Source organism: Pseudomonas sp. ZS1P83, assembly GCF_054897825.1.
The window spans coordinates 295,739-318,227 of record NZ_CM142706.1 but is presented as its reverse complement, the minus strand read 5'-3'; the positions used below and the strand labels follow the sequence as shown (position 1 = coordinate 318,227).

Sequence of the window (22,489 nt, the reverse complement as noted above, 5' to 3'; positions counted from 1 at the left end):
CGGTAGATCAGGCACCGCAGCGTTTAAAACTCAGCGTTTACCCATCGAGCGACGAGTGCCGGGAGGCGCTGCGCCCGGAGTCTTGGTATGGCCGTTCTTGGCGCCGTTCTTGTACCAAGGCTGGCTGGCATCCTTCGCTGCGGCCAGGTCGCCCGGCTTGAACGGGAACTTGAACGCCGGGATGGCGGCTTTGGTTTCGCTGTCTGCGCTGGAGTCGACGCTGTCTGGCAGGTCTGCCTGGTCGTCGCTTAAAGCGTCGGCAACCGGCGGTTGTGTCGGGGAAGTCATGAAAGCTCCGGGTGATGCAATAGAGTCGGGCCCGGTCAGCGAGCCGCGAAAGGCGGCAGTATACCTGTGTCGGGAGCCGCAAGCTTCACGCTGCAAACGAGTTCGTCGGGTTTTGTGTGGAGGGAGCTGACGCCATCGCAGTCGGGATCTCGTTGGCGTAGAAACTTTGGTCAGTTTTGCCCAACCTGCAAGTCTCACAACGCCCAAACTGTCAGCGCCGTCAGTTACCCGTCACCTTCCTGACCGGCGAACAGGTTTATAAAGGAAGGTATAAACCTGAAAAACTCCGACCACCCAGCCTCGGCGCCCCACTCGCATGCGAATTCAGAAAAAACCCGCCTTGCTCGCAGCCCTTCTGATCGTTCTGGCAGCGCTGGGCCTGTGGTACGCCATCAAACCCGCTACCACCAAACTGACCGCGCCCTCTGCGATCCCCGTTCGGGTAGTGAACGTCACCGAAAAAGACGTCCCCCGCTACGTCAGCGGCATCGGCTCGGTACTGTCCCTGCACAGCGTTGTGGTGCGCCCGCAAATTGACGGCATCCTCACCAAATTGCTGGTCAAGGAAGGCCAACGGGTGAACAAAGGCGACCTGCTGGCCACCATCGACGACCGCTCGATCCGCGCCAGCCTCGACCAGGCCCGGGCGCAACTCGGGGAAAGCCAGGCGCAACTGCAAGTCGCACTGGTCAACCTCAAACGCTACAAATTGCTGAGCGTCGATGACGGCGTTTCCAAGCAGACCTACGACCAGCAACAAGCCTTGGTCAATCAACTCAAAGCCACCGCCCAAGGCAACCAAGCGTCGATCGACGCCGCTCAGGTGCAGCTTTCCTACACACAGATTCACTCACCAGTCACCGGCCGCGTCGGTATTCGCACGGTGGATGAAGGCAACTTCCTGCGCATGACCGACGCCCAAGGGCTATTCACGGTGACCCAGATCGACCCGATCGCCGTGGAGTTCTCCCTGCCACAACAAATGCTGCCGACCCTGCAGGGTCTGATCGGCGACCCACAACGCGCACAAGTGAAAGCCTACATCGGCGCCGATACTGACGGCGAAACCGGCAATCTGCTCGGCGAAGGTCATTTGACCCTGATCGACAACCAGATCAACGCCAACACCGGGACCATCCGCGCCAAGGCTGAATTCGACAACCCCGGGCAGAAACTCTGGCCGGGCCTGCTGGTGACGGTAAAGATTCAGACAGCCCTGGATAAAAATGCGCTAGTGGTGCCGCCCACGGTCGTACAACGCGGGCTCGATCAACATTTCGTCTACCGGGTCAACGGCAACACGGTCGAGACCGTACAAGTGCAAATGGTCTATCAAGGCAGCGGCCAGGACATCATCAAAGGCGTGAAGCCTGGCGATATATTGGTCAGCGACGGCCAGTCGCGACTCAAACCGGGCTCGACCGTCCAGGTACTGACTGATCCGGCGCAAGTGGTCCAATCGGAGCCGAAACCATGAAGGGTCATGGCTCGATCTCTGCCTGGTGCATCGACCATCCGGTTGCGACGATTCTGCTGACCTTTGCACTGGTACTGCTCGGTGTCATCGCTTTCCCGCGCCTGCCCATCGCACCGTTGCCGGAAGCCGAATTCCCCACCATCCAGGTCGCTGCGCAGTTGCCCGGTGCCAGTCCGGAAACCATGGCGTCGTCGGTGGCCACGCCGCTTGAAGTGCAATTCAGCGCCATCCCGGGCGTGACCCAGATGACCTCGAGCAGCGCCCTCGGCTCGACCAACCTGACCCTGCAATTCACCCTCGACAAAAGCATCGACACCGCCGCCCAGGAAGTTCAGGCAGCTATCAACACCGCTGCCGGCAAACTGCCCAAAGACATGCCGACCTTGCCAACCTGGAGGAAGGTCAACCCGGCCGACAGCCCGGTACTGATCCTCAGCGTCAACTCGACCCAGATGCCCGGCACCGAACTCAGCGACCTGGTAGAAACCCTGTTATCTCGCCAGATCAGTCAGATCGACGGTGTAGGCCAAATCAACATCACAGGCCAGCAACGTCCGGCGATCCGCGTTCAAGCCTCGGCTGACAAACTGGCTGCCATCGGCCTGACGCTGGCGGACATTCGTCTGGCGATCCAGCAAACCAGCCTCAACTTGGCAAAAGGTGCGTTGTACGGTGAGTCGAGCATCTCGACCCTGTCGACCAACGACCAGTTGTTCCATCCCGAGGAATACAGCCAACTCATCGTTTCCTACAAGGACGGCGCGCCAGTTCACCTCAAGGACGTGGCGAAAGTCGTCAACGGTTCGGAAGATGCCTACGTGCAAGCCTGGGCCGGTGATAAGCCAGGGGTGAACCTGGTAATTTCCCGGCAACCGGGCGCCAACATCGTCGAAACCGTGGACCGTATTCAAGCGGCGCTGCCTGGCCTCGAAGCGATGCTGCCGGCGTCGGTGGAGGTCAAGGTGCTGGTGGACCGCACCCAGACCATCCGCGCCTCCCTGCATGAAGTGGAAATTACCCTGCTGATCGCGATCATGCTGGTGGTGGCAGTGATGGCGCTGTTCCTGCGCCAATGGTCGGCGACGCTGATCGTGTCCGCGGTGCTGGGCGTTTCGCTGGTCGCCACTTTTGCCCTGATGTACATCATGGGCTTCAGCCTGAACAACCTGACACTGGTGGCGATCGTGGTGGCCGTGGGGTTTGTGGTCGACGATGCGATTGTGGTGGTGGAGAACATTCACCGTCACCTGGAAGCCGGCGACGGCATGCGCGAGGCGGCGATCAAAGGCGCCGGCGAGATTGGTTTTACCGTGGTCTCCATCAGTTTCTCGCTGGTGGCGGCGTTCATTCCGCTGCTGTTCATGGGCGGCGTAGTCGGACGGCTGTTCAAGGAATTCGCGTTGACTGCCACCTCGACCATCATGATTTCGGTGGTGGTGTCCCTGACCTTGGCGCCGACGCTCGCCGCGCTGTTTATGCGCGCACCGGTGCATAGCGCCCACGACAAGCCGGGTTTTGGCGAGCGATTGCTGGCGTTTTATGAAAAAGGCCTGCGCCGTGCCCTCGCCCACCAGAAGTTGATGATCGGCGTGTTCGGTCTGTCGCTCGCCCTTGCGATAGCTGGTTACATCTTTATTCCGAAGGGCTTCTTCCCAGTGCAGGACACCGGTTTTGTCCTCGGCACCACCGAAGCCGCCGCCGATATTTCCTACGGCGACATGGTGAAAAAACACTTGGCGATGGCCGAAATCGTTGCGGCGGATCCGGCGGTTCAAGCGTTTTCCCACTCGGTTGGCGTCTCGGGCAGCAACCAGACCATCGCCAACGGTCGCTTCTGGATCTCCTTGAAAAAGCGCGGCGACCGCGACGTGTCAGCCAGCCAGTTCATTGACCGGATTCGTCCGCAACTGATGAAAGTCCCGGGCATCGTGCTGTATCTGCGCGCCGGGCAAGACATCAACCTCAGCTCCGGCCCAAGTCGCGCCCAGTATCAATATGTACTCAAGAGCAACGACGGTGCAGTCCTCAGCACCTGGACCCAACGCCTCACGGAAAAACTGCGCAGTAACCCGGCGTTCCGTGACATTTCCAACGACCTGCAGCTGGGCGGCAGCATCACCCACATCAACATCGACCGCAGCGCTGCCGCGCGTTTCGGCCTGACCGCCAGCGATGTCGACGAAGCGCTGTACGACGCCTTCGGTCAGCGCCAGATCAACGAATTCCAGACTCAGATCAACCAGTACAACGTGATTCTGGAACTGGACACCCAACAGCGCGGCAAGGCCGAAAGCCTCAACTACTTCTACCTGCGCTCGCCGCTGAGCGGGGCAATGGTGCCGCTGTCGGCGCTGGCGAAATTCGATGCGCCGACCGTGGGTCCGCTGTCCATCGCCCATGACGGCATGTTCCCGGCCGCCAATCTGTCGTTCAACCTGGCGCCCGGTGTGGCGTTGGGCGATGCGGTGATCATGCTCAATCAGGCCAAGGCTGAAATTGGCATGCCGGCGGCCATGAGCGGCAACTTCCAGGGCGCGGCCCAGGCGTTCCAGAGTTCTTTGGCCAGCCAGCCGTGGCTGATCCTGGCGGCGCTGGTGGCGGTGTACATCATTCTCGGCGTGCTGTACGAGAGCTTCGTCCATCCGTTGACCATCATCTCGACCCTGCCGTCGGCCGGGCTCGGCGCGGTGATCATGTTGTGGATTTGCGGGCAGGACTTTTCGATCATGGCGCTGATCGGGCTGGTGCTGCTGATCGGGATCGTGAAGAAGAACGGCATCCTGATGATCGACTTTGCGCTCGAAGCCCAGCGCAAAGGTGGCTTGCCACCGGAAGAGGCGATCTACCAGGCCTGCATCACGCGGTTCCGGCCGATCATCATGACCACCCTCGCCGCCCTGCTCGGCGCGCTGCCATTGATGCTCGGCTACGGCACCGGCGCCGAACTGCGCCAACCCTTGGGGATCGCGGTCGTGGGCGGCTTGCTGGTGAGCCAGGCGCTGACGCTGTTCACCACTCCGGTCATATATTTGTGGCTCGAGCGGCATTTCCATCGGCCTAAACCAGCCCCAGCACCGATGCCGGCGCTGGCGACCACAGACTGAGGCGGGGTCATGCGCGTTCTGATTATCGAAGACGAGGAAAAAACCGCGGATTATCTGCACCGCGGTCTGACGGAACAGGGTTACACCGTGGACCTGGCGCGCGATGGCGTCGAAGGCCTGCACCTGGCGCTGGAAAACGACTACGCGGTGATCGTCCTCGACGTCATGCTGCCGGGCCTCGACGGCTTTGGCGTACTGCGCGCCTTGCGTGCGCGCAAGCAAACCCCGGTGATCATGCTCACCGCCCGCGAGCGTGTGGAAGATCGCATCAAAGGCTTGCGCGACGGTGCCGACGATTACCTCGGCAAACCGTTTTCCTTCCTCGAACTGGTGGCGCGCCTGCAGGCGCTGACCCGCCGCAGCGGCGGTCACGAACCGGTGCAGGTGAGCATTGCCGACCTGTGGATAGATTTGATCAGCCGCAAAGCGACCCGCGCCGGCACCCGCCTGGACCTGACCGCCAAGGAGTTCTCGCTGCTGAGCGTACTGGCCCGTCGGCAGGGTGAAATTCTTTCGAAAACCGCCATCGCCGAAATGGTCTGGGACATTAATTTCGACAGCGACGCGAACGTCGTCGAAGTCGCGATCAAACGCTTGCGAGCCAAGCTCGACGGGCCGTTCGACGAGAAACTGCTGCACACGATTCGTGGCATGGGTTATGTGCTGGAGAGCCGCGGTGTCCAGTAACTCAATTGCCCTGCGCCTGAGCGGGATGTTTACGCTGGTGGCGCTTTTGGTGTTTCTGTTGATTGGTTGGGCGCTGTATCAACAGGTCGATAAAGGTCTGGGTTTGTTGCCCCAGGCAGAACTGGACGCGCGCTACAGCGTGCTCGAATCCACGGTCGGCCGTTATGGCACGCCCGAGCATTGGGTGAAGATCAACAACAAGCTCAAGCTGCTCGGTGAGGAAGACAAACGCATCAGCTTCTGGATTATCAGCGGCGATCCGCACTACGAGTACGGCAACTTGACGCCGCAGATCCGCGCCTGTGCCGAAGGGCCGCTGGGCATGCGCGACTTGCAGCTGCCGGATCAGCCTTATCCACTCAAAGTACTGGTCAGTCAGTTCCCGGCCAAGGATCAACGTCCACCGCTGCGCTTCATGATCGGCATCGACACCGAGACGTTTTTGCAGACTCAGCACCATTTGCTGATTGCCCTGATCAGCCTGGCGATCATCGGCGTGTTGCTGGCGTCGGTCCTTGGTTACTGGGTGGCGCGGATCGGCCTCAAGCCGCTGATCAAGTTGTCCCAGGAAGCCCAGCGGCTGGCCCCGCCGCTGTTGTCCGGTCGGCTGCAATTGTCACCGTTGCCGCCGGAACTGAATCAGTTCGTCAATTCGTTCAACTCGACACTGGAGCGGGTCGAACAGGCTTACTCGCGCCTTGAGTCGTTCAACGCCGATGTCGCCCATGAACTGCGCTCGCCGCTAACCAACCTGATCGGCCAGACCCAGGTGGCGCTGACTCGCGGGCGATCTGCCGAACACTATCTTGAAGTGCTGCAATCGAACCTTGAAGAGCTTGAGCGACTGCGCTCGATCATCAATGACATGCTGTTTCTTGCCAGCGCGGATCAGGGCAGCAAGGCCACCAAACTGACATCCACCTCGCTCGCCGATGAAGTGGCGACGACGCTGGAGTATCTGGATTTCATTCTTGAAGATGCGCAGATTCAGGTGCAGGTCAGTGGCGACGCGCAGGTGCGAATCGAGATCGCGCATTTACGCCGGGCGTTGATCAACCTGCTGAGCAACGCAGTGCAGCACACTGAGCCCGGGCAAGTCATTCAGGTGCGAATCGAGGTCGAGGAGCATCAGGTCAGTATCGGTGTCGCGAACCCCGGTTCGCCGATTGCCAGCGAGCATTTGTCGCGGTTGTTTGAGCGTTTTTATCGGGTGGATGCATCGCGCAGCAACAGTGGGAACAACCATGGGCTGGGGCTGGCGATCGTCAAGGCGATTGCGTTGATGCATGGGGGGGATGTGTTTGTGCGCAGTGATCATGGGATGAATACGTTTGGGATTCACCTCCCCGTTTAACCCCACCAAATGATCGTTCCCACGCTCCGCGTGGGAATGCAGCCAGGGACGCTCCGCGTTCCGATTTATGAGCTGACGCAGAGCGTCAGGGGATGCATTCCCACGCGGAGCGTCGGAATGATCAGTTACCTACTGTTGCTTTTAGCGCAACAGTCCTTTCACCAATCCGCTCTTTTTCCCCTCTCCAAACCCCCTTATCGTTGCCGCACCAAACAGCACTTGCCAAGCAAGAAGGTTTAAAAGATGTCCAACACTATGGGTATTGCCAGCGCTTTCGTTATGTCCTCTTTGTTTCTGTCTCCGTTCGCCATCGCTGAAGAGTCGCAGGCGTTCGTCGTGCAAAATTCCGCACGAGCTGCTGCGTTCGAACAGTATCAGAGCGAAATGACGGCCAAAGCTCAGGAAGCTGCGCAAACCCCGCAAGCGTCGACTACTCAAGCCCAGCCGCGGGTTGAGAAAGACAGCTGATTATCAAGTATCGATCTGTTTCCCTCGACACTATTCATCGGCTCTTTCCTTTGAAAAGTTGTCTTCAAGCCGCTGCGCTCAGCGGCTTTTTTTCGTTGTGGTTTTAATCAGCTTCAGTTCGTCTCCCTTAACAAGAAACATTCTGAGTCTCAAAACAATGAGGCTCTTAGTTGACCCAAGGAGCTTTACCGCTAGTGCGTTTCCCTCTTAGATTCAGCCCGTTATTCATTGCAATCGCTGCAACGGTGACGTCTGCTGCTCACGCCGCAGACGACTCAAACGCCGAAGGTTTTGTCGAAGGCTCGAGCCTCAACCTCAACGCCCGCAACTACTACATGAACCGCATTCGCCTGCAGCAGGCAGACGACAACATTGAATGGGGCCAGGGTTTCCTCGGCATTTTCGAATCAGGTTATACCCAGGGCACCGTCGGTTTCGGCGTTGATGCCCATGCCATGCTCGGGCTCAAGCTCGACGGCGGTGGCGGTACCGATGGGTCGAGCATCCTGCCGATCAGCGATGGCAACGGCAAAGCGCCAGGCTCGTTCTCGACGGCGGGCGGCACCCTGAAAATGCGTGCCCTCGATACCGAACTGAAGGCCGGTGACTTGTTCCTCGCCAACCCGGTGATCGCTGGTGGCGAGACCCGCATGCTGCCCCAGACCTTTCGCGGCGTCAGCCTGACCAACCACAGTTTTGACGGCTGGATGATTGAAGGTGGCCAGGCGAGCTTCACCAAGCCTTACAACCAGAGCGGACACACCCGAATAGGCACGTCCTATGGCAGTCTGTCCGAGGGCGACGAAAGCCGGCACCTGAACTGGGCCGGCGTCGCCTGGAGCGGTCTGCCGGGGCTGACGAGCAGCCTCTATGCTTCCGAACTCAAAGACATCTGGAACCAGTACTACTACGACCTGGATTACACCTACGCGCTGAACGACCTGGTCAGCTTCAACCCAGGCCTGCACTTCTATCACACGCAAGACACCGGCGATGCGCTGCTGGGTAACATCGACAACAACACCTACAGCCTGCATTTCACCGTCGGTGTGGGCAATCACAGCGTCACCGCCGCGTATCAGCGGGTCAACGGCAACACCCCGTTCGACTACATCAGCCAGGGCGACAGCGTCTTCCTCGACAATTCCCAGCAGTATTCGGACTTCAACGGCCCCAATGAACGCTCGTGGAAACTCAAGTACGCCTATGAATTTGTCGGGCTCGGCCTGCCCGGCCTGACCTCGGCGGTCTCTTACTCCCGTGGTGAACTGGACCTGACCAAGGTCGATCCGGACAGCCCAGGTTATGCCTCGTGGTACAGCGCTGACGGCAAAAACGCCAAGCATTGGGAACGCGACATCGATCTCAAGTATGTGGTTCAGGGCGGCAAGGCCAAAAACCTGGCGCTGCGCCTGCAATGGGCGACCAACCGTGGAGGCAACGGCTACGGCGTGCTGGATCAGGACACCGATGAATACCGGGTGATCGTCGACTACCCGCTCAATGTCTTCTAAGCTTCAATAAGTAAAAGGCCAGCACGTTTTGCTGGCCTTTTTTTTATCCGGGACTTGTACAGGCGCTCTGAACGAAAACGGTTTCTGGGATTCTGCCCGATTCTTGCAAAAAACCTTCATAACGCCTCATTAGCAGAAGCCAGAACCATGAGTGTGAGCAGTGCAACATCTCACCATCCGATCCGGTCGACGCGGTCGGAGCGGCTTCTGGTTCTCGGCAGTTTGCTGTTGGTGATTGCGATATTGAGCATCGTGGCGTTCCTGCTCATTCGCGAACGCGCCAATGCTGAACAGTCTGCCACTCGTGCAGCAACCAATATCGTGCAACTGATCGACGCAGACGTGTTACGCAACGTCGAACTTTATGACCTTTCCTTGCTCGGTTTGATCGCTGCCTCGCAGCGTGAAGACCTCAAGAGCGTTTCCCCTGCCATCCGACACCTGGCCTTGTTTGACCGTGCCACTGCGGCACCATACAAGGGCGACATTTTGTTGCTGGACAACAAGGGCGACGTGATCGCCGACTCGGCCTCGGTAGAACCCAGAAAGGGCAATTTTGCTGACCGCGAATACTTTCAGTCGCACGTGACCAATCGCGATCCGAGCATGCACATCAGCCGTCCCTTCCGTTCCAGACAGGCTGAGCATGAATGGCGAATCAGCTTTAGTCATCGGGTCAGCGGCTCACAAGGCGAATTTCTTGGCGTAGCCGAAGCCGCCATGCGCCTGAGTTATTTCGATCAGTTGTTCAACAGCTTGAGCATCGGTCGTGACAGCTCGGTCAACCTGATCAGCTCGGACGGTATTCTTCTGGCCCAGGAGCCCCGCCTGGCCGAAGAGTTGATTGGCAAGGACTTCAGCCGTCCCAACTTCCAGCGCATTGTCAAAGAAGGCAACGGCAGCTTCACCGGTACTTCAAGCCGCCACAAGGATAAACGCCTGTACACGTTCTCCAAGGTAGGCAACTTGCCGTTGATCGTCATCGTTGCGTTGTCCAGTGATGAAGTGTTTTCGTCGTGGAAGCGCACGGTGGTGGTGGTAAGCGTTGCGACTATAGCGCTGTGCGTCAGCCTGCTCTGGCTGACCTGGTTGCTCTGCCGAGAATTGCGCCTGCGCCACAACGCCGAGCAAGAGCTGGCGCAACTGGCGGCCACCGATGCCTTGACCGGCCTCGCCAACCGTCGAACGCTCGACCAGGCCCTGCGCCATGAGTGGTTCCGCGCCCAACGCTCCGGCCTGCCGTTATCGGTGCTGATGATCGATGCCGACCACTTCAAGGCGTTCAACGATCGCCATGGGCATCAGGGTGGCGATGATGCCTTGCGCTCGGTGGCCAATGTGATCTCCGCCAATGTGCGGCGCCCAGCGGATCTGGCCGCCCGTTACGGCGGCGAGGAGTTTTCGGTGATCCTCGCGGAAACCGACAGCCAGGGTGCACAACAGATTGCCGAACACATCCGAGCGACGGTGGAGCAATTGCCGTTGGTGGCAGGTGCCGAGTCGCCGATTACTGTCAGTATTGGTATCAGTACCTGGACCACATCCGCCGAGATCGGTCTGGAACAACTGCTGTTCGCAGCGGACAAGGCGCTGTATCAGGCCAAGGAAAGTGGACGTAATCGGGTGGTCGCAGGATGATCGTTCCCACGCTCTGCGTGGGAATGCAGCCCGGGACGCTCCGCGTCCCTGCCGAAGCGGACGCGGAGCGTCCATTGAGGCATTCCCACGCAGAGCGTCACTAGTGTCCGGTAAACATGCTTCATAGTTGAAGGCTGCCTTGGGCAGCCTTCAACTTTTCTCGCTCCTGCCTTCGTCGATCCCTCAATACTGGGGTTCCGGGCCGTTCAAACAGGACATGAACTATGCGAACCGTCAGTTCGAACAACGAGCCGGTAAATCCTGAGCGACGATGGAGTATTTGCAGTAACAGATAGCTGATCAAGGCACTGTAAATCTGCAAACGCACCGCATTTTCGGAGTAGGCATAAAAGCGTTTGAGCTTCAGATGTTGTTTGATCCACTTGAAAAATAGCTCGATCTGCCAACGATCTTTGTACAAGGACGCGATTTCTTCAGCTGTCCTCGTGAAGTCGTTGGTCACCAGAACTAACGGCGTCGCATGCCCCTCGCGCTCAACCACGACGCGTCTTACCGACTTTTCCCAATAGTCGTTCAGGCGTTTGCCGGCCAAATGCTTTTTGCCAAACTGGACGACTTCATCGGTCATGACCGAGCTTTGCTCAGTCACGGTCGAGTGCTCATGCAGCACTTTGATATTGGCGTTTTTCTTCAGGCGGGTGACGAAAAAAGCACCTTTGGTCTGCAACTCGTGCCACCAGTTGTAATCGCAGTAGCCCTTGTCGAAAACATACGTCATGCCGGTCTGGATCGGCATTTCCAGTGCATCGCTCAGGTCGTTGACGTTGGCAGGCGTAATGTTCACGTACACCGGGGCCAGCTGCGCCAGATCCAGCCCGACATGCACTTTGAGGCCTTGGGTGATGCGGGTTTTCGTCGCGGCTGTCCAGCCATCGAAGTGAGGTCCGCGCAAGGTGATCGACGTGGAGTCAATCAGGCTAACCATGGCCCCGACCTCCTTGCGCTGCTGGCGGCTGACGGCGCTCATCAGGTACCCACAAAGGTCCTGTAATGGCCGGTAGTCACGCTTGTTCAAGGCATCGGACATTGTCGAGCGGGCAATAGGGCCGGCATTAAGATGGTAGCTATGCGGGCCGAAATTTTCGGAGATAGTCGCCAAGGATCGCAGGCTTGAGGCTCGGGTCAAATGGCCGCTGATCAGTGTCACCAGCAATTGCCAGGTCGTGCAGCGTTTGACGTAGCGATCAGCTTGGTGTGTTTCGATGGATTGCTGGAAAAACTGGCGCGGGATCGCACTGAGTAGTTGGCTTAAACGGGTGCTGGAAAACATAAGTCAAAATCGAGTCTGAAAAAACCGATTATGCCTCACAGCCGCCAACAGCAAGAGGGAGCAAGCTCCCCCCTCGTTTTTTACCGGACACTAGTGACGCAGAGCGTGGGAACGATCAGGTATAAAAAAAGGCCACCCGAAGGTAGCCTTTAAAAACTAGAGAGGTTTTTTACTTACACGGCCGCAACAGGGCGCATGTAAGAGATTGGTGCAGTGCTGGCGTCATCGAAAGTCACGACTTCCCAAGCATCTGTCTGCTCAATCAACTTGCGCAGCAGCTGGTTGTTCAATGCATGTCCGGACTTGAAGCCCCTGAACTCACCAATCAGGCTATTGCCCAACAGGTAGAGGTCCCCAATTGCATCGAGGATCTTGTGCTTCACGAATTCGTCTTCATAGCGAAGGCCGTCTTCGTTCAGTACACCATCCGCGTCGACCACAATAGCGTTTTCAACGCTGCCGCCGAGTGCGAGGTTGTGCTTGCGCAGGTACTCGATGTCACTCATGAAACCAAAGGTACGGGCGCGGCTGACTTCTTTTACGAACGAAGTGCTGGAAAAATCCACGCTTGCACTTTGTGTGCGGTCACGGAAAACCGGGTGATCAAAATCGATCTCGAAGCTCACTTTGAAGCCTTCGAAAGGGACGAAAGTGGCGCGCTTGTCGCCGTCTTCCACTGTCACTTCCCGCAGGATCCGGATGAACTTCTTGGCGGCGTCCTGTTCTTCCAGGCCAGCCGACTGAATCAGAAATACGAAGGGTCCAGCGCTACCATCCATGATCGGAACTTCGGACGCGGAGAGCTCGACGTAGGCGTTATCGATGCCCAGGCCAGCCATGGCCGAGAGCAAGTGCTCCACCGTATCCACTTTGGTGTCACCACTGACCAACGTGGTCGACATCGTGGTTTCACCAACGTTTTCCGCGCGGGCAGGAATCTGCACCACAGGGTCGAGGTCGGCACGAACAAACACAATGCCGGTGTCGATAGGTGCGGGCTTGAGGGTCAGGTATACCTTCTCCCCGGAGTGCAGGCCTACACCTGTAGCACGGATAATATTTTTCAGTGTGCGTTGTTTAATCATGGCTTGGGCCGCTTCAGCGCAATTTGCGAACTGGTATCAACAAAGGCTGGCGATAATAGCAGACCAGGCCTTTGCTGAACACCAATCACCTTCATAGCCCTGATACATTCCATCAATCAGCCTGACGACGCAGGAAAGCCGGGATGTCCAGGTAGTCCAGGTCATCTTGCGGATTCATCTTCGCGGCAGTCGCAGCACCGGCCTGAGCCTGGTTGCGCATGACGGTCGGACGGTCCAGGTCACGGTAGTTTACCGCTGGCTGTTCCTGACGTGCAGGGGTTTGTTGTTGTGGCTGGGAAGCCATGGAGGTGTGAACGGAATTGTCGATGACCTTCACAGGTTTCTCGATTTTCGCGCCCAGACCGGTGGCAACCACGGTCACGTGCAGCTCGTCGCGCATGTCCGGATCGATAACGGTACCGACCTTGACCATCGCGTGTTCGGAAGCGAAGGCTTCGATGATGCTACCCACGTCGGAGTACTCACCCAGAGACAGGTCAGGACCGGCGGTGATATTCACCAGGATGCCGCGTGCGCCTTGCAGGTTCACGTCTTCCAGCAGTGGGTTGCGAATGGCCGCTTCGGTGGCCTCACGTGCACGGTTTGGACCGCTGGCGCAGCCAGTGCCCATCATCGCCATGCCCATTTCGCTCATCACGGTCCGTACGTCGGCAAAGTCGACGTTGATCATGCCCGGACGCTTGATGATGTCGGAGATACCGCGAACAGCACCGGCCAATACATCGTCGGCCTTGGCGAATGCGGACAGCAGGCTAGCGTCCTTGCCAAGGATGGTCAGCAGCTTCTCATTGGGAATGGTGATCAACGAGTCGACGCTTTCAGACAGCAGACGGATACCTTCGTCGGCGATCTGCATACGCTTGCGGCCTTCGAACGGAAACGGACGGGTCACCACCGCAACGGTGAGAATCCCCATTTCCTTGGCCACTTCAGCAATGATCGGCGCAGCACCGGTACCGGTACCACCGCCCATGCCAGTGGTGATGAACACCATATTGGTGCCCTGCAGGACTTCGGCAATGCGCTCACGGTCTTCGAGAGCGGCCTGACGCCCTACTTCAGGGTTGGCGCCAGCGCCGAGACCTTTGGTCACGCCGGTGCCCAGTTGCAGGATGGTCCGCGCGCCGATACTTTTCAGCGCCTGGGCATCAGTGTTGGCGCAGATGAATTCAACGCCTTCAATGTTGCTCTTGACCATGTGGTTGACGGCGTTGCCGCCGCCTCCGCCAACACCGATAACTTTAATAACCGGGCTTGCGGGGATGTTGTCTACGAGTTCGAACATTTTCCCTCTCCTTACATTCTCTAGTTTTTTCGCCTACTGCTTTTTGAAGCGGTGCTGCGGTGTTGCGGTAAATCTTTAGAAGTTGCCTTGTACCCAGCTCTTGAAGCGATCGAGCAAGGCGACTTTCGGTTCTTCATTGCTGTAACTGTCGCGGCTGCTGATGCCCGAGAACGAAATCCCGTCGGACTGCTTCTGCAGGCCGTACATCAACAGGCCAACACCCGTGGAATAAATCGGGTTGCGAACCACATCGTCCAAGCCCTTGACGCCATGCGGGACGCCCAGGCGGACCGGCATGTGGAAGATCTCTTCGGCCAGTTCGACCGCGCCTTCCATCTTCGACGTACCGCCGGTCAACACGATGCCGGCCGGGATCAGGTCTTCGTAACCGCTGCGACGCAGCTCGGCCTGGATCAGCGTGAACAGCTCGTCGTAACGCGGCTCGACCACTTCGGCCAGGGCCTGACGGGACAGCTCGCGCGGTGGACGGTCGCCGACGCTTGGGACCTTGATGGTTTCACCGGCACCGGCCAGTTTGGCCAGGGCGCAGGCGTAGCGAATCTTGATTTCTTCGGCGTACTGGGTCGGGGTGCGCAACGCCATGGCAATGTCGTTGGTCACCTGATCGCCCGCAATCGGGATCACCGCGGTGTGACGGATCGCGCCTTCGGTGAAGATCGCGATGTCGGTGGTGCCGCCACCGATGTCCACCAGGCACACGCCCAGCTCTTTCTCGTCATCGGTCAGGACCGAATACGCGGAAGCCAGCTGCTCGAGAATGATGTCGTCGATTTCCAGGCCGCAGCGACGCACACATTTTTCAATGTTCTGTGCGGCGTTGACGGCGCAGGTGACCACGTGAACCTTGGCTTCCAGACGTACGCCCGACATGCCCAGCGGCTCACGAACGCCTTCCTGGTTATCGATCACGTAATCCTGCGGCAGGGTGTGCAGCACGCGCTGGTCAGCCGGGATCGCTACGGCCTGGGCGGCGTCGAGAACGCGCTCGAGGTCGGCAGAGCTGACTTCACGATCACGAATGGCCACGATGCCGTGGGAGTTCAGGCTGCGGATGTGATTGCCGGCCACGCCGACGAACGCCGAGTGAATGCGGCAACCGGCCATCAGCTGCGCCTCTTCGATCGCGCGCTGGATCGATTGCACGGTGGACTCAATGTTCACCACCACGCCTTTCTTCAGGCCACGGGACGGATGGGTACCGATCCCGACGATTTCCAGCGTGCCATCGTCCGAAACCTCGCCGACCAGCGCCACCACCTTGGAGGTGCCGATATCGAGACCGACGATCATTTTGCCGCTTTGCACGTTTGCCATGGGTCCTGCCTCTTCTTAATTCTTCGCGACAGCGGGTTGGGCTGTCGTGGGCGCTACAGGTTCCCGCCAGCCAACAGCGAGGCCGTTGGCGTAGCGCAGATCGATGCGCGCAATGTTCGTAATCTGTTCTTTAAGCGTCTTGTCGTAGATGGCAATGAAGCGGCGCATCTTTTCTATCAACTTGCCGCGGCCCAGCAGCAGTTCGATCCCCGGGCCCGCGCTGCCGGCGCCGGTGGTCAGGAACCAGCTGCCTCGTTCACGCAACTCCAGGCGTGCAATCGAGAAGCCCAACGGCCTGAGCATCTGGCTCAGCACCTGGTATTGCTGCATTACCTGCTGCTGAGCCCGTTGTGGGCCGAACAGCTGTGGCAAGTGTTCGTAGTTCGCCAGCTCACGCGGGGTAAACGCCTGGCCCTGGTTGTTCAATAGAGCTTCATCGCCCCAACGGGCCACCGGCAGTTGTTCTTCCAGGCGGATCACCACTTGATCCGGCCACACCCGCCGCACTTCGGCGTGGGCAATCCATGGCATCGTTTCAAGCTCGGTACGCATGCTCGCAAGATCGATGGTGAAGAAGCTCGACGCCACGTACGGGGCGATCCGCTGCTGCACCGCTTGCTGGCTGATGTAACTCAAGTCGCCCTGCACGTTGATCTTGGTGATCGGCCGGTCGGCGTACGGCAACAAACGCTGCGCGCCTTCGTAAGTGCCGAAACCCAGCGCTACCAGCAGCACTGGCCAGAACAGGCTTTTCAGAAAACCAAAATTGGCTTTCGGCAGGCGCGCAGACATCGGCTCTTTGGCCACCATTCGGCTGGCACCCCGCGGCACCGGCTTGCGGCCGGTCGGTGCGGGGGGCTGATGTCTCAGCTGTGCGCCTTGCATGGTCTTAACCTCGCGGCTCTTCGTTGCTGGCAGCATTATTGGCAACGCTTGCTGCCAAAATGGCCAGAACCAGTTGCTGGAAATCCAGACCGGCAGCACGGGCCGCCATCGGAACCAGACTGTGATCGGTCATGCCCGGTGCGGTATTGACTTCCAGGAACCAGAACTGCCCGTCGGCGTCCTGCATCACGTCTGCCCTGCCCCAACCGGCGATACCCAGCGCCTCACAGGCTTTCGCCGTGAGGTCCATGAGTTCTTTTTCTTTGCTGCTGTCGAGGCCACACGGGATCCGGTACTGGGTATCGCAAGCCACGTACTTGGCGTCGTAATCGTAGAAACTGTGTGTCGTGCCCAGGGCAATCGGTGGCAACACTTGGTCACGCAGGGTGGCGATGGTGAACTCCGGACCTTGAATCCATTGCTCGACCAACACTTGTGAATCGTAGGTACTGGCCGCTTTCCACGCGTCGATCAACTCAAGCGCGGAAGACACTTTGGCCATCCCGATACTTGAACCTTCATGGGCCGGTTTGACGATCAAAGGGAAGCCCAGTTCCGTCGCTGCCGAAATACAATCGGCCTCAGAGCTCAGCACCGCGTGGCGTGGCGTCGGAATACCGAGGCTGTGCCAGACCTGTTTGGTGCGCAGCTTGTCCATGGCCAGTGCCGAAGCCAGAATGCCGCTGCCGGTGTACGGAATACCCAGGCATTCGAGCAGGCCCTGCATGCTGCCGTCTTCACCGCCACGACCGTGGAGAATGATGAAGGCGCGGTCGATTTTTTCGTTCAGCAGACGCTGCAAAAGGTCATCGCCCACGTCGAGACCAAACGCGTCCACACCGGCGCTTAGCAGCGCGTCGAGAACCGCGTTACCCGACTTCAGGGACACCTCACGCTCGGCACTCTTGCCGCCGAACAACACGGCGACGCGGCCGAAGTCTTTCGGCGCGAGTGTGGAAACGAGGTTGGCGTAAGCAGCAGTCATTTCAACTTCCCCACAGTTGGCGCGGCAACCGCACCCACGAACAACGGACTGTTCAACAATTTCGGTGCGAGACCACCAATATCACCGGCGCCCTGGCACAGCAGAATGTCGCCGGCACGCAGCAGCGGTTTGACGATTGGAGCGAGGTCAACACCGCGCTCGATGTAGATCGGGTCGAGCTGACCGCGCTGACGGATGCTGTTGCACAACTTGCGGCTATCAGCGCCCGGGATCGGTTCTTCACCGGCCGGGTAGACTTCCATCAGCAGCAGAACGTTGGCGTCGGCCAATACATTGACGAAATCGTCGTACAGGTCGCGGGTCCGGCTGTAACGGTGCGGCTGGTAGACCATCACCAGACGGCGTTCCGGCCAGCCACCGCGCACGGCTTTGATCACGGCGGCGACTTCGGTCGGGTGGTGACCATAGTCGTCGACCAGCATCACGTTGCCGCCGTCTACCGGCAGTTCGCCGTAGACCTGGAAGCGTCGGCCGACACCCTGGAACCCGGACAGGCCCTGGACAATGGCTTCATCGCTGACGCCTTCGTCGGTGGCGATGCAGATGGTTGCCAGTGCGTTCAACACGTTGTGGTTACCCGGCATGTTCACCGAGACATCCAGCGGATCGCGATCAGGACGCAGCACGGTGAAGAAGGTCTGCATGCCCTGCTGACGCACATTGATCGCGCGCACATCGCAGTCGTCGCCGAAGCCGTAAGTGACCGTAGGACGTTTCACCAGCGGCAGGATTTCACGCACCACCGGATCGTCCAGACACACCACCGCCAGACCGTAGAACGGCAGGTTGTGGAGGAACTCGACGAAGGTTTTCTTCAGTTTGTTGAAGTCACCGTCGTAGGTCGCCATGTGGTCGGCGTCGATGTTGGTGACCACGGCCACCAGCGGCTGCAGGTGCAGGAAGCTGGCGTCACTTTCGTCGGCTTCGGCGATCAGGTAACGGCTGGTGCCGAGTTGGGCATTGGTGCCCGCGGCATTCAGACGGCCACCAATGACGAATGTCGGGTCGAGGCCACCGGCGGCAAACACCGAAGCGATCAGGCTGGTGGTGGTGGTTTTGCCATGGGTACCGGCAACGGCGATGCCGTGGCGGTAGCGCATCAACTCAGCCAGCATTTCAGCACGCGGCACTACCGGAATGCGGCGCTCCAGGGCGGTGGCGACTTCCGGGTTGGACGTGTTCACGGCACTGGAGGTGACCAGCACATCGGCGGTCGCAGCGTTCTCGGCGCGGTGGCCGATAAAGATCTGGGCACCGAAGGACTCGAGACGCTCGGTCACCGGCGAAGCTTTCAGGTCGGAACCGGACACTTCATAGCCCAGGTTCAACAACACTTCGGCAATGCCGCACATGCCCACGCCGCCGATCCCGACGAAGTGGATTTTACGGATGCGGCGCATTTCAGGTTGCGGCATGGCTTTCTGATTCTCAACCATGGGCCACCTCCAGGCAGGTATCGACCACGTTACGGGTTGCATCGGGTTTGGCCAGTCGGCGTGCAGCGGTGGCCATGTCGGTCAGTCGTTGTGGTTGCATCAGGACCTCTGTCAGGCGTGCGGCAAGATCCGCTGCGCCAGTCGTTCTTTGCGGCATCAGGAAGGCAGCGCCTTCACGGGCCAAATAATCGGCGTTGCGGGTCTGGTGATCGTCGATCGCATGGGGCAAAGGCACCAGCATCGAGGGCAGACCGGCGGCAGCCAGTTCACTGATGGTCAGCGCGCCTGCGCGGCACACCACCAGGTCGGCCCAGCCATAGGCTTGGGCCATGTCTTTGATGAAAGGCTGCACTTGCGCCTCGACGCCAGCCGCGCGATAGCGCTCTGCAGTCACTTCATCGTGGTTTTTGCCGGCCTGATGAAACACTTCCGGGCGCAGGTCGGGGGCGACTTGCGACAGGGCTTCAGGCAGCAACTTGTTCAACGGCTCTGCGCCCAGGCTTCCGCCCAGGACCAACAAACGCGCCTTGCGACCGGCCAGAGCCTGTCGCGGTGTTTCGAGGAACAGCTCGGTGCGCACCGGGTTACCGGTGGTCCGACGGCTGTCCGACAGGGTAAAGGTGTCGGGGAACGCTTCACAGACTCGGGCGGCCAACGGCACCAGCAACCGATTGGCGGTACCGGCCACGGCGTTCTGCTCATGAACGATCACCGGCACGCCAGCCAGTTTGGCTGCAACGCCGCCAGGACCGGTCACATAACCACCAAAGCCGACCACACAGACTGGCCGCAGCTGACGAATGATCGCCCGCGCCTGCCAGATCGACTTGAGCAACATGAGCGGTGCCTTGAGCAAAGACAGCTTGCCCTTGCCGCGCAAACCGCTGGCATTGATCCGATGCAGCTCGATTCCGGCCATCGGCACCAGATCGTTCTCGATGCCACGCGGGGTCCCGAGCCAATGCACGGTGTAACCACGGGCCTGGAATTCGCGGGCACACGCCAACGCCGGAAACACGTGGCCACCGGTGCCGCCCGCCATGATCAATACATTAGCGCCCATGGGTCGGCTCCTCGGCGAAGTCGCTCTCATGGAACTCCATCTCTTCACTGCCCAAATGGGTTCGACTTTCCCACTCGATACGCAGCAACAAGCCGAGACAGGCACAGCAGATCACCAACGAACTACCGCCATAACTGAGGAACGGCAGGGTCAGACCTTTGGTCGGCAGCAGGCCGACGTTCACCCCGATGTTGATCAGGAACTGACCAATCCACAGGAACGACAGGCCGTACGCGATGTAGGCGGCAAAGAACTGCTTGGCCTTCTCGGCCCAATAACCGATGTACATGCCACGAATACAGACAAAGACGAACAGCGCTACCGTGCACAAAGAACCCACGGCACCCAGTTCTTCGGCCAGGACCGAGAACACGAAGTCGGTGTGGGCTTCCGGCAGGTAGAACTGTTTCTGCACGCTGTTGCCGAGGCCAACGCCCAGCCATTCACCGCGCCCAAACGCGATCAATGCTTGGGACAACTGGTACCCAGCACCGAACTGGTCAGCCCACGGATCCGCAAAGTTGGTCAAGCGCGCCATTCGATACGGCTGCACTTGAATCAACAACACCACCGCCGCGACGGCGAGGATAACCATCAGGGAAAAACGGAACAGTCCGACCCCGCCGAGGAACAGCATCGCCGCAGCAGCCCCCATCATCACGACGGTGGCACCGAAGTCCGGTTCCATCAGCAACAGACCCGCCATTGGCAGCAGGACGATGAACGGCTTGAAGAAGCCCATCCAGCTTTCACGCACTTCTTTCTGGCGACGCACCAGATAACCGGCGAGGTAGATCACCACGAACACCTTGGCGATCTCGGAAGGCTGGACGTTGAAGAAACTGAAGCCGATCCAGCGCATCGAACCGTTCACTTCACGGCCGATCCCCGGGATGATCACCATCACCAGCAAACCGAACGCACCAATCAGCATCAGCCAGCCCAGACGTTGCCAGGTGGCGATCGGAATCATCATGGTGACGAAGCAGGCGCCAAGGCCCAGCACCACGTAAATAAGGTGGCGAATCATGTAATACAGGGCACTGCCCGACTGCACCGCTGCCACTTCGGTGGATGCCGATGCAATCATGACCAGCCCGAGGCCAATCAACGCCAGGCAGCCGGCGAGCATCGGGAAGTCCAGGTCGATTCCGCGCCCGGTAATGATCGGCGACGGGTACGGCTTGATGATGTTTCTCAGGCTCATGCCAGATCCTCCACAGCGCGGACGAACTGGTGACCACGGTCTTCGTAGTTCTTGAACATGTCGAAACTGGCGCAGGCTGGCGACAGCAGCACCGCGTCGCCCGGTTCGGCGATGGCGCGGCATTGCGCGACGGCTTCGTCCAGCGAGTTGACGCGAATCAGTGGCACGGCATCGCCGATGGCCTGAGCGATCAGCTCGGAGTCGCGACCCACCAGCACCACGGCGCGGCAGTTAACCGCGACCGGATCACGCAGGTCCTTGAACTCGGCACCCTTGCCGTCACCACCGGCGATCAGCACGAGCTTGCCGTCGATGTCCGCGCCCAGGCCTTCGATGGCAGCCAGTGCGGCACCGACGTTGGTGGCTTTGGAATCGTTGTAGTAGCCCACGCCATTCAGGTCGCGGACCCATTGGCAGCGATGCTCAAGCCCGGCGAAAGTACGCAGGCTCGACAGCATGGCATCGAACGGCAGGCCAACAGCATGGCCCAAGGCTAATGCCGCCAGGGCATTGGACTGGTTATGGGCACCGCGAATTTTCAACTCGCGCACCGGCATCAGGGTCTGGAACTCGAAGGCCAAGTACTTCTCGCCGTCTTCTTCGCGAATACCGAAGGCCTTGAAATCAGGTTTGCTCAAACCGAAAGTCCAGCATGGCTGACCTTCGCCCATCAGCGGACGGCTCAGGGCATCCTGACGGTTGACCACAAACTGCTTCGCACCACGGAAGATCCGGTGCTTGGCCAGATGGTAGGCCGGCAGACCGCTGTAGCGGTCCATGTGGTCTTCGCTGACGTTGAGCACGGTCGCCACTTCGGCGTTCAGTTGGTCGGTGGTTTCGAGCTGGAAGCTCGACAACTCCATCACGTACAGCTCGACGTCGTCGCGAAGCAGATCCAGCGCCGGCGTACCGAGGTTGCCGCCGACGGCGACACGCTTGCCGGCCGCTGCAGCCATCTCGCCCACCAACGTGGTGACAGTGCTTTTTGCGTTGGAACCGCTGATGGCGACAATCGGCGCTTTCGCGTTACGCGCGAACAGCTCGATGTCCCCGGACAATTTCACGCCACGGAGGGCGGCGGCCTGCAGGGCCGGGGTCGCCAGCGCCAGGCCGGGGCTCACGTAGAGCTCGTCGGCGCGGCACAGGAACTCGACGTCCAGCTCGCCACAACGCACTTCCACGTGCGGATAGTCACGCTTGAGCGTGGCCAGTTCCGGTGGATTTTCCCGCGTATCGGCGACAGCAAACGACACGCCCCGGTTCGCCAGGAAGCGAACCAGGGACATGCCGCTCTTGCCGAGGCCGACAACGATGCGGAAGTGGTCAGAAGCGATCAGAGACACTC

Annotated in this window: 18 protein-coding genes; 7 read left to right on the top strand and 11 right to left on the bottom strand. The window is 59.4% G+C overall.

Annotation, left to right across the window (positions count from 1 at the left end):
- Positions 1-30: 30 nt before the first annotated feature.
- Positions 31-288 (bottom strand): hypothetical protein, encoded by a 258-nt coding sequence (locus ACYZT0_RS01560; RefSeq protein WP_461965989.1) that lies wholly within the window; start codon positions 286-288, stop codon positions 31-33.
- Positions 289-604: 316 nt separating this feature from the next.
- Between ACYZT0_RS01560 and ACYZT0_RS01555 the strand changes: the two genes are divergently transcribed.
- From ACYZT0_RS01555 to ACYZT0_RS01525, 7 genes are all read left to right on the top strand, one after another.
- Positions 605-1,765 carry an efflux RND transporter periplasmic adaptor subunit gene (locus tag ACYZT0_RS01555; RefSeq protein ID WP_462044343.1) on the top strand — a complete coding sequence of 387 codons (1,161 nt, stop codon included), beginning with the start codon at positions 605-607 and terminating at the stop codon, positions 1,763-1,765.
- Positions 1,762-4,869: a multidrug efflux RND transporter permease subunit gene (locus ACYZT0_RS01550; RefSeq protein WP_462044342.1), complete on the top strand. Its 3,108-nt coding sequence runs from the start codon at positions 1,762-1,764 to the stop codon at positions 4,867-4,869. Before ACYZT0_RS01555 ends, ACYZT0_RS01550 begins: the two co-directional genes overlap by 4 nt.
- 9 nt (positions 4,870-4,878) lie before the next feature.
- Entirely contained in the window at positions 4,879-5,556 is a 678-nt protein-coding gene (locus ACYZT0_RS01545; protein ID WP_095193005.1) for a heavy metal response regulator transcription factor, read from the top strand.
- Positions 5,546-6,910: a heavy metal sensor histidine kinase gene (locus ACYZT0_RS01540; RefSeq protein ID WP_462044341.1), complete on the top strand. Its 1,365-nt coding sequence runs from the start codon at positions 5,546-5,548 to the stop codon at positions 6,908-6,910. The genes ACYZT0_RS01545 and ACYZT0_RS01540 overlap by 11 nt, the downstream gene beginning before the upstream one ends.
- A 243-nt stretch (positions 6,911-7,153) precedes the next feature.
- Positions 7,154-7,378, top strand: coding sequence for a hypothetical protein (locus ACYZT0_RS01535; RefSeq protein WP_462044340.1), 225 nt, complete (start codon positions 7,154-7,156; stop codon positions 7,376-7,378).
- A gap of 194 nt (positions 7,379-7,572) precedes the next feature.
- Positions 7,573-8,892, top strand: a complete 1,320-nt coding sequence (locus ACYZT0_RS01530; RefSeq protein WP_462044339.1) for an OprD family porin — start codon at positions 7,573-7,575, stop codon at positions 8,890-8,892.
- 147 nt (positions 8,893-9,039) lie between these two features.
- Positions 9,040-10,530, top strand: coding sequence for a sensor domain-containing diguanylate cyclase (locus ACYZT0_RS01525; RefSeq protein ID WP_462044338.1), 1,491 nt, complete (start codon positions 9,040-9,042; stop codon positions 10,528-10,530).
- Between the two features lie 121 nt (positions 10,531-10,651).
- Here ACYZT0_RS01525 and ACYZT0_RS01520 read toward each other — a convergent pair whose 3' ends face one another.
- From ACYZT0_RS01520 to murD, 10 genes are all read right to left on the bottom strand, one after another.
- A complete protein-coding gene (locus ACYZT0_RS01520; protein WP_462041955.1) occupies positions 10,652-11,821 on the bottom strand; it encodes an IS4 family transposase in 1,170 nt (389 codons plus the stop codon).
- 173 nt (positions 11,822-11,994) lie between these two features.
- On the bottom strand, positions 11,995-12,906 hold the full coding sequence (gene lpxC / locus ACYZT0_RS01515) for a UDP-3-O-acyl-N-acetylglucosamine deacetylase (RefSeq protein WP_282379021.1): 912 nt from the start codon (positions 12,904-12,906) through the stop codon (positions 11,995-11,997).
- 112 nt (positions 12,907-13,018) lie between these two features.
- Positions 13,019-14,212 (bottom strand): cell division protein FtsZ, encoded by a 1,194-nt coding sequence (gene ftsZ, locus ACYZT0_RS01510; protein ID WP_462044337.1) that lies wholly within the window; start codon positions 14,210-14,212, stop codon positions 13,019-13,021.
- Between the two features lie 75 nt (positions 14,213-14,287).
- Positions 14,288-15,547, bottom strand: a complete 1,260-nt coding sequence (gene ftsA / locus ACYZT0_RS01505) for a cell division protein FtsA (RefSeq protein WP_033061341.1) — start codon at positions 15,545-15,547, stop codon at positions 14,288-14,290.
- 15 nt (positions 15,548-15,562) lie between these two features.
- Entirely contained in the window at positions 15,563-16,432 is an 870-nt protein-coding gene (locus ACYZT0_RS01500; RefSeq protein WP_462044336.1) for a cell division protein FtsQ/DivIB, read from the bottom strand.
- 4 nt (positions 16,433-16,436) lie between these two features.
- Positions 16,437-17,417 carry a D-alanine--D-alanine ligase gene (locus ACYZT0_RS01495; protein WP_462044335.1) on the bottom strand — a complete coding sequence of 327 codons (981 nt, stop codon included), beginning with the start codon at positions 17,415-17,417 and terminating at the stop codon, positions 16,437-16,439.
- Positions 17,414-18,874: a UDP-N-acetylmuramate--L-alanine ligase gene (gene murC / locus ACYZT0_RS01490; RefSeq protein WP_462044334.1), complete on the bottom strand. Its 1,461-nt coding sequence runs from the start codon at positions 18,872-18,874 to the stop codon at positions 17,414-17,416. Before murC ends, ACYZT0_RS01495 begins: the two co-directional genes overlap by 4 nt.
- The gene (gene murG / locus ACYZT0_RS01485; protein ID WP_462044333.1) at positions 18,867-19,937 is read right to left on the bottom strand and encodes an undecaprenyldiphospho-muramoylpentapeptide beta-N-acetylglucosaminyltransferase; all 1,071 of its coding nucleotides are present in this window, start codon (positions 19,935-19,937) and stop codon (positions 18,867-18,869) included. The genes murC and murG overlap by 8 nt, the downstream gene beginning before the upstream one ends.
- On the bottom strand, positions 19,927-21,144 hold the full coding sequence (gene ftsW / locus ACYZT0_RS01480) for a putative lipid II flippase FtsW (protein WP_462044332.1): 1,218 nt from the start codon (positions 21,142-21,144) through the stop codon (positions 19,927-19,929). The genes murG and ftsW overlap by 11 nt, the downstream gene beginning before the upstream one ends.
- Positions 21,141-22,487, bottom strand: coding sequence for a UDP-N-acetylmuramoyl-L-alanine--D-glutamate ligase (murD, locus tag ACYZT0_RS01475; protein ID WP_462044331.1), 1,347 nt, complete (start codon positions 22,485-22,487; stop codon positions 21,141-21,143). Before murD ends, ftsW begins: the two co-directional genes overlap by 4 nt.
- Positions 22,488-22,489 lie beyond the last annotated feature (2 nt).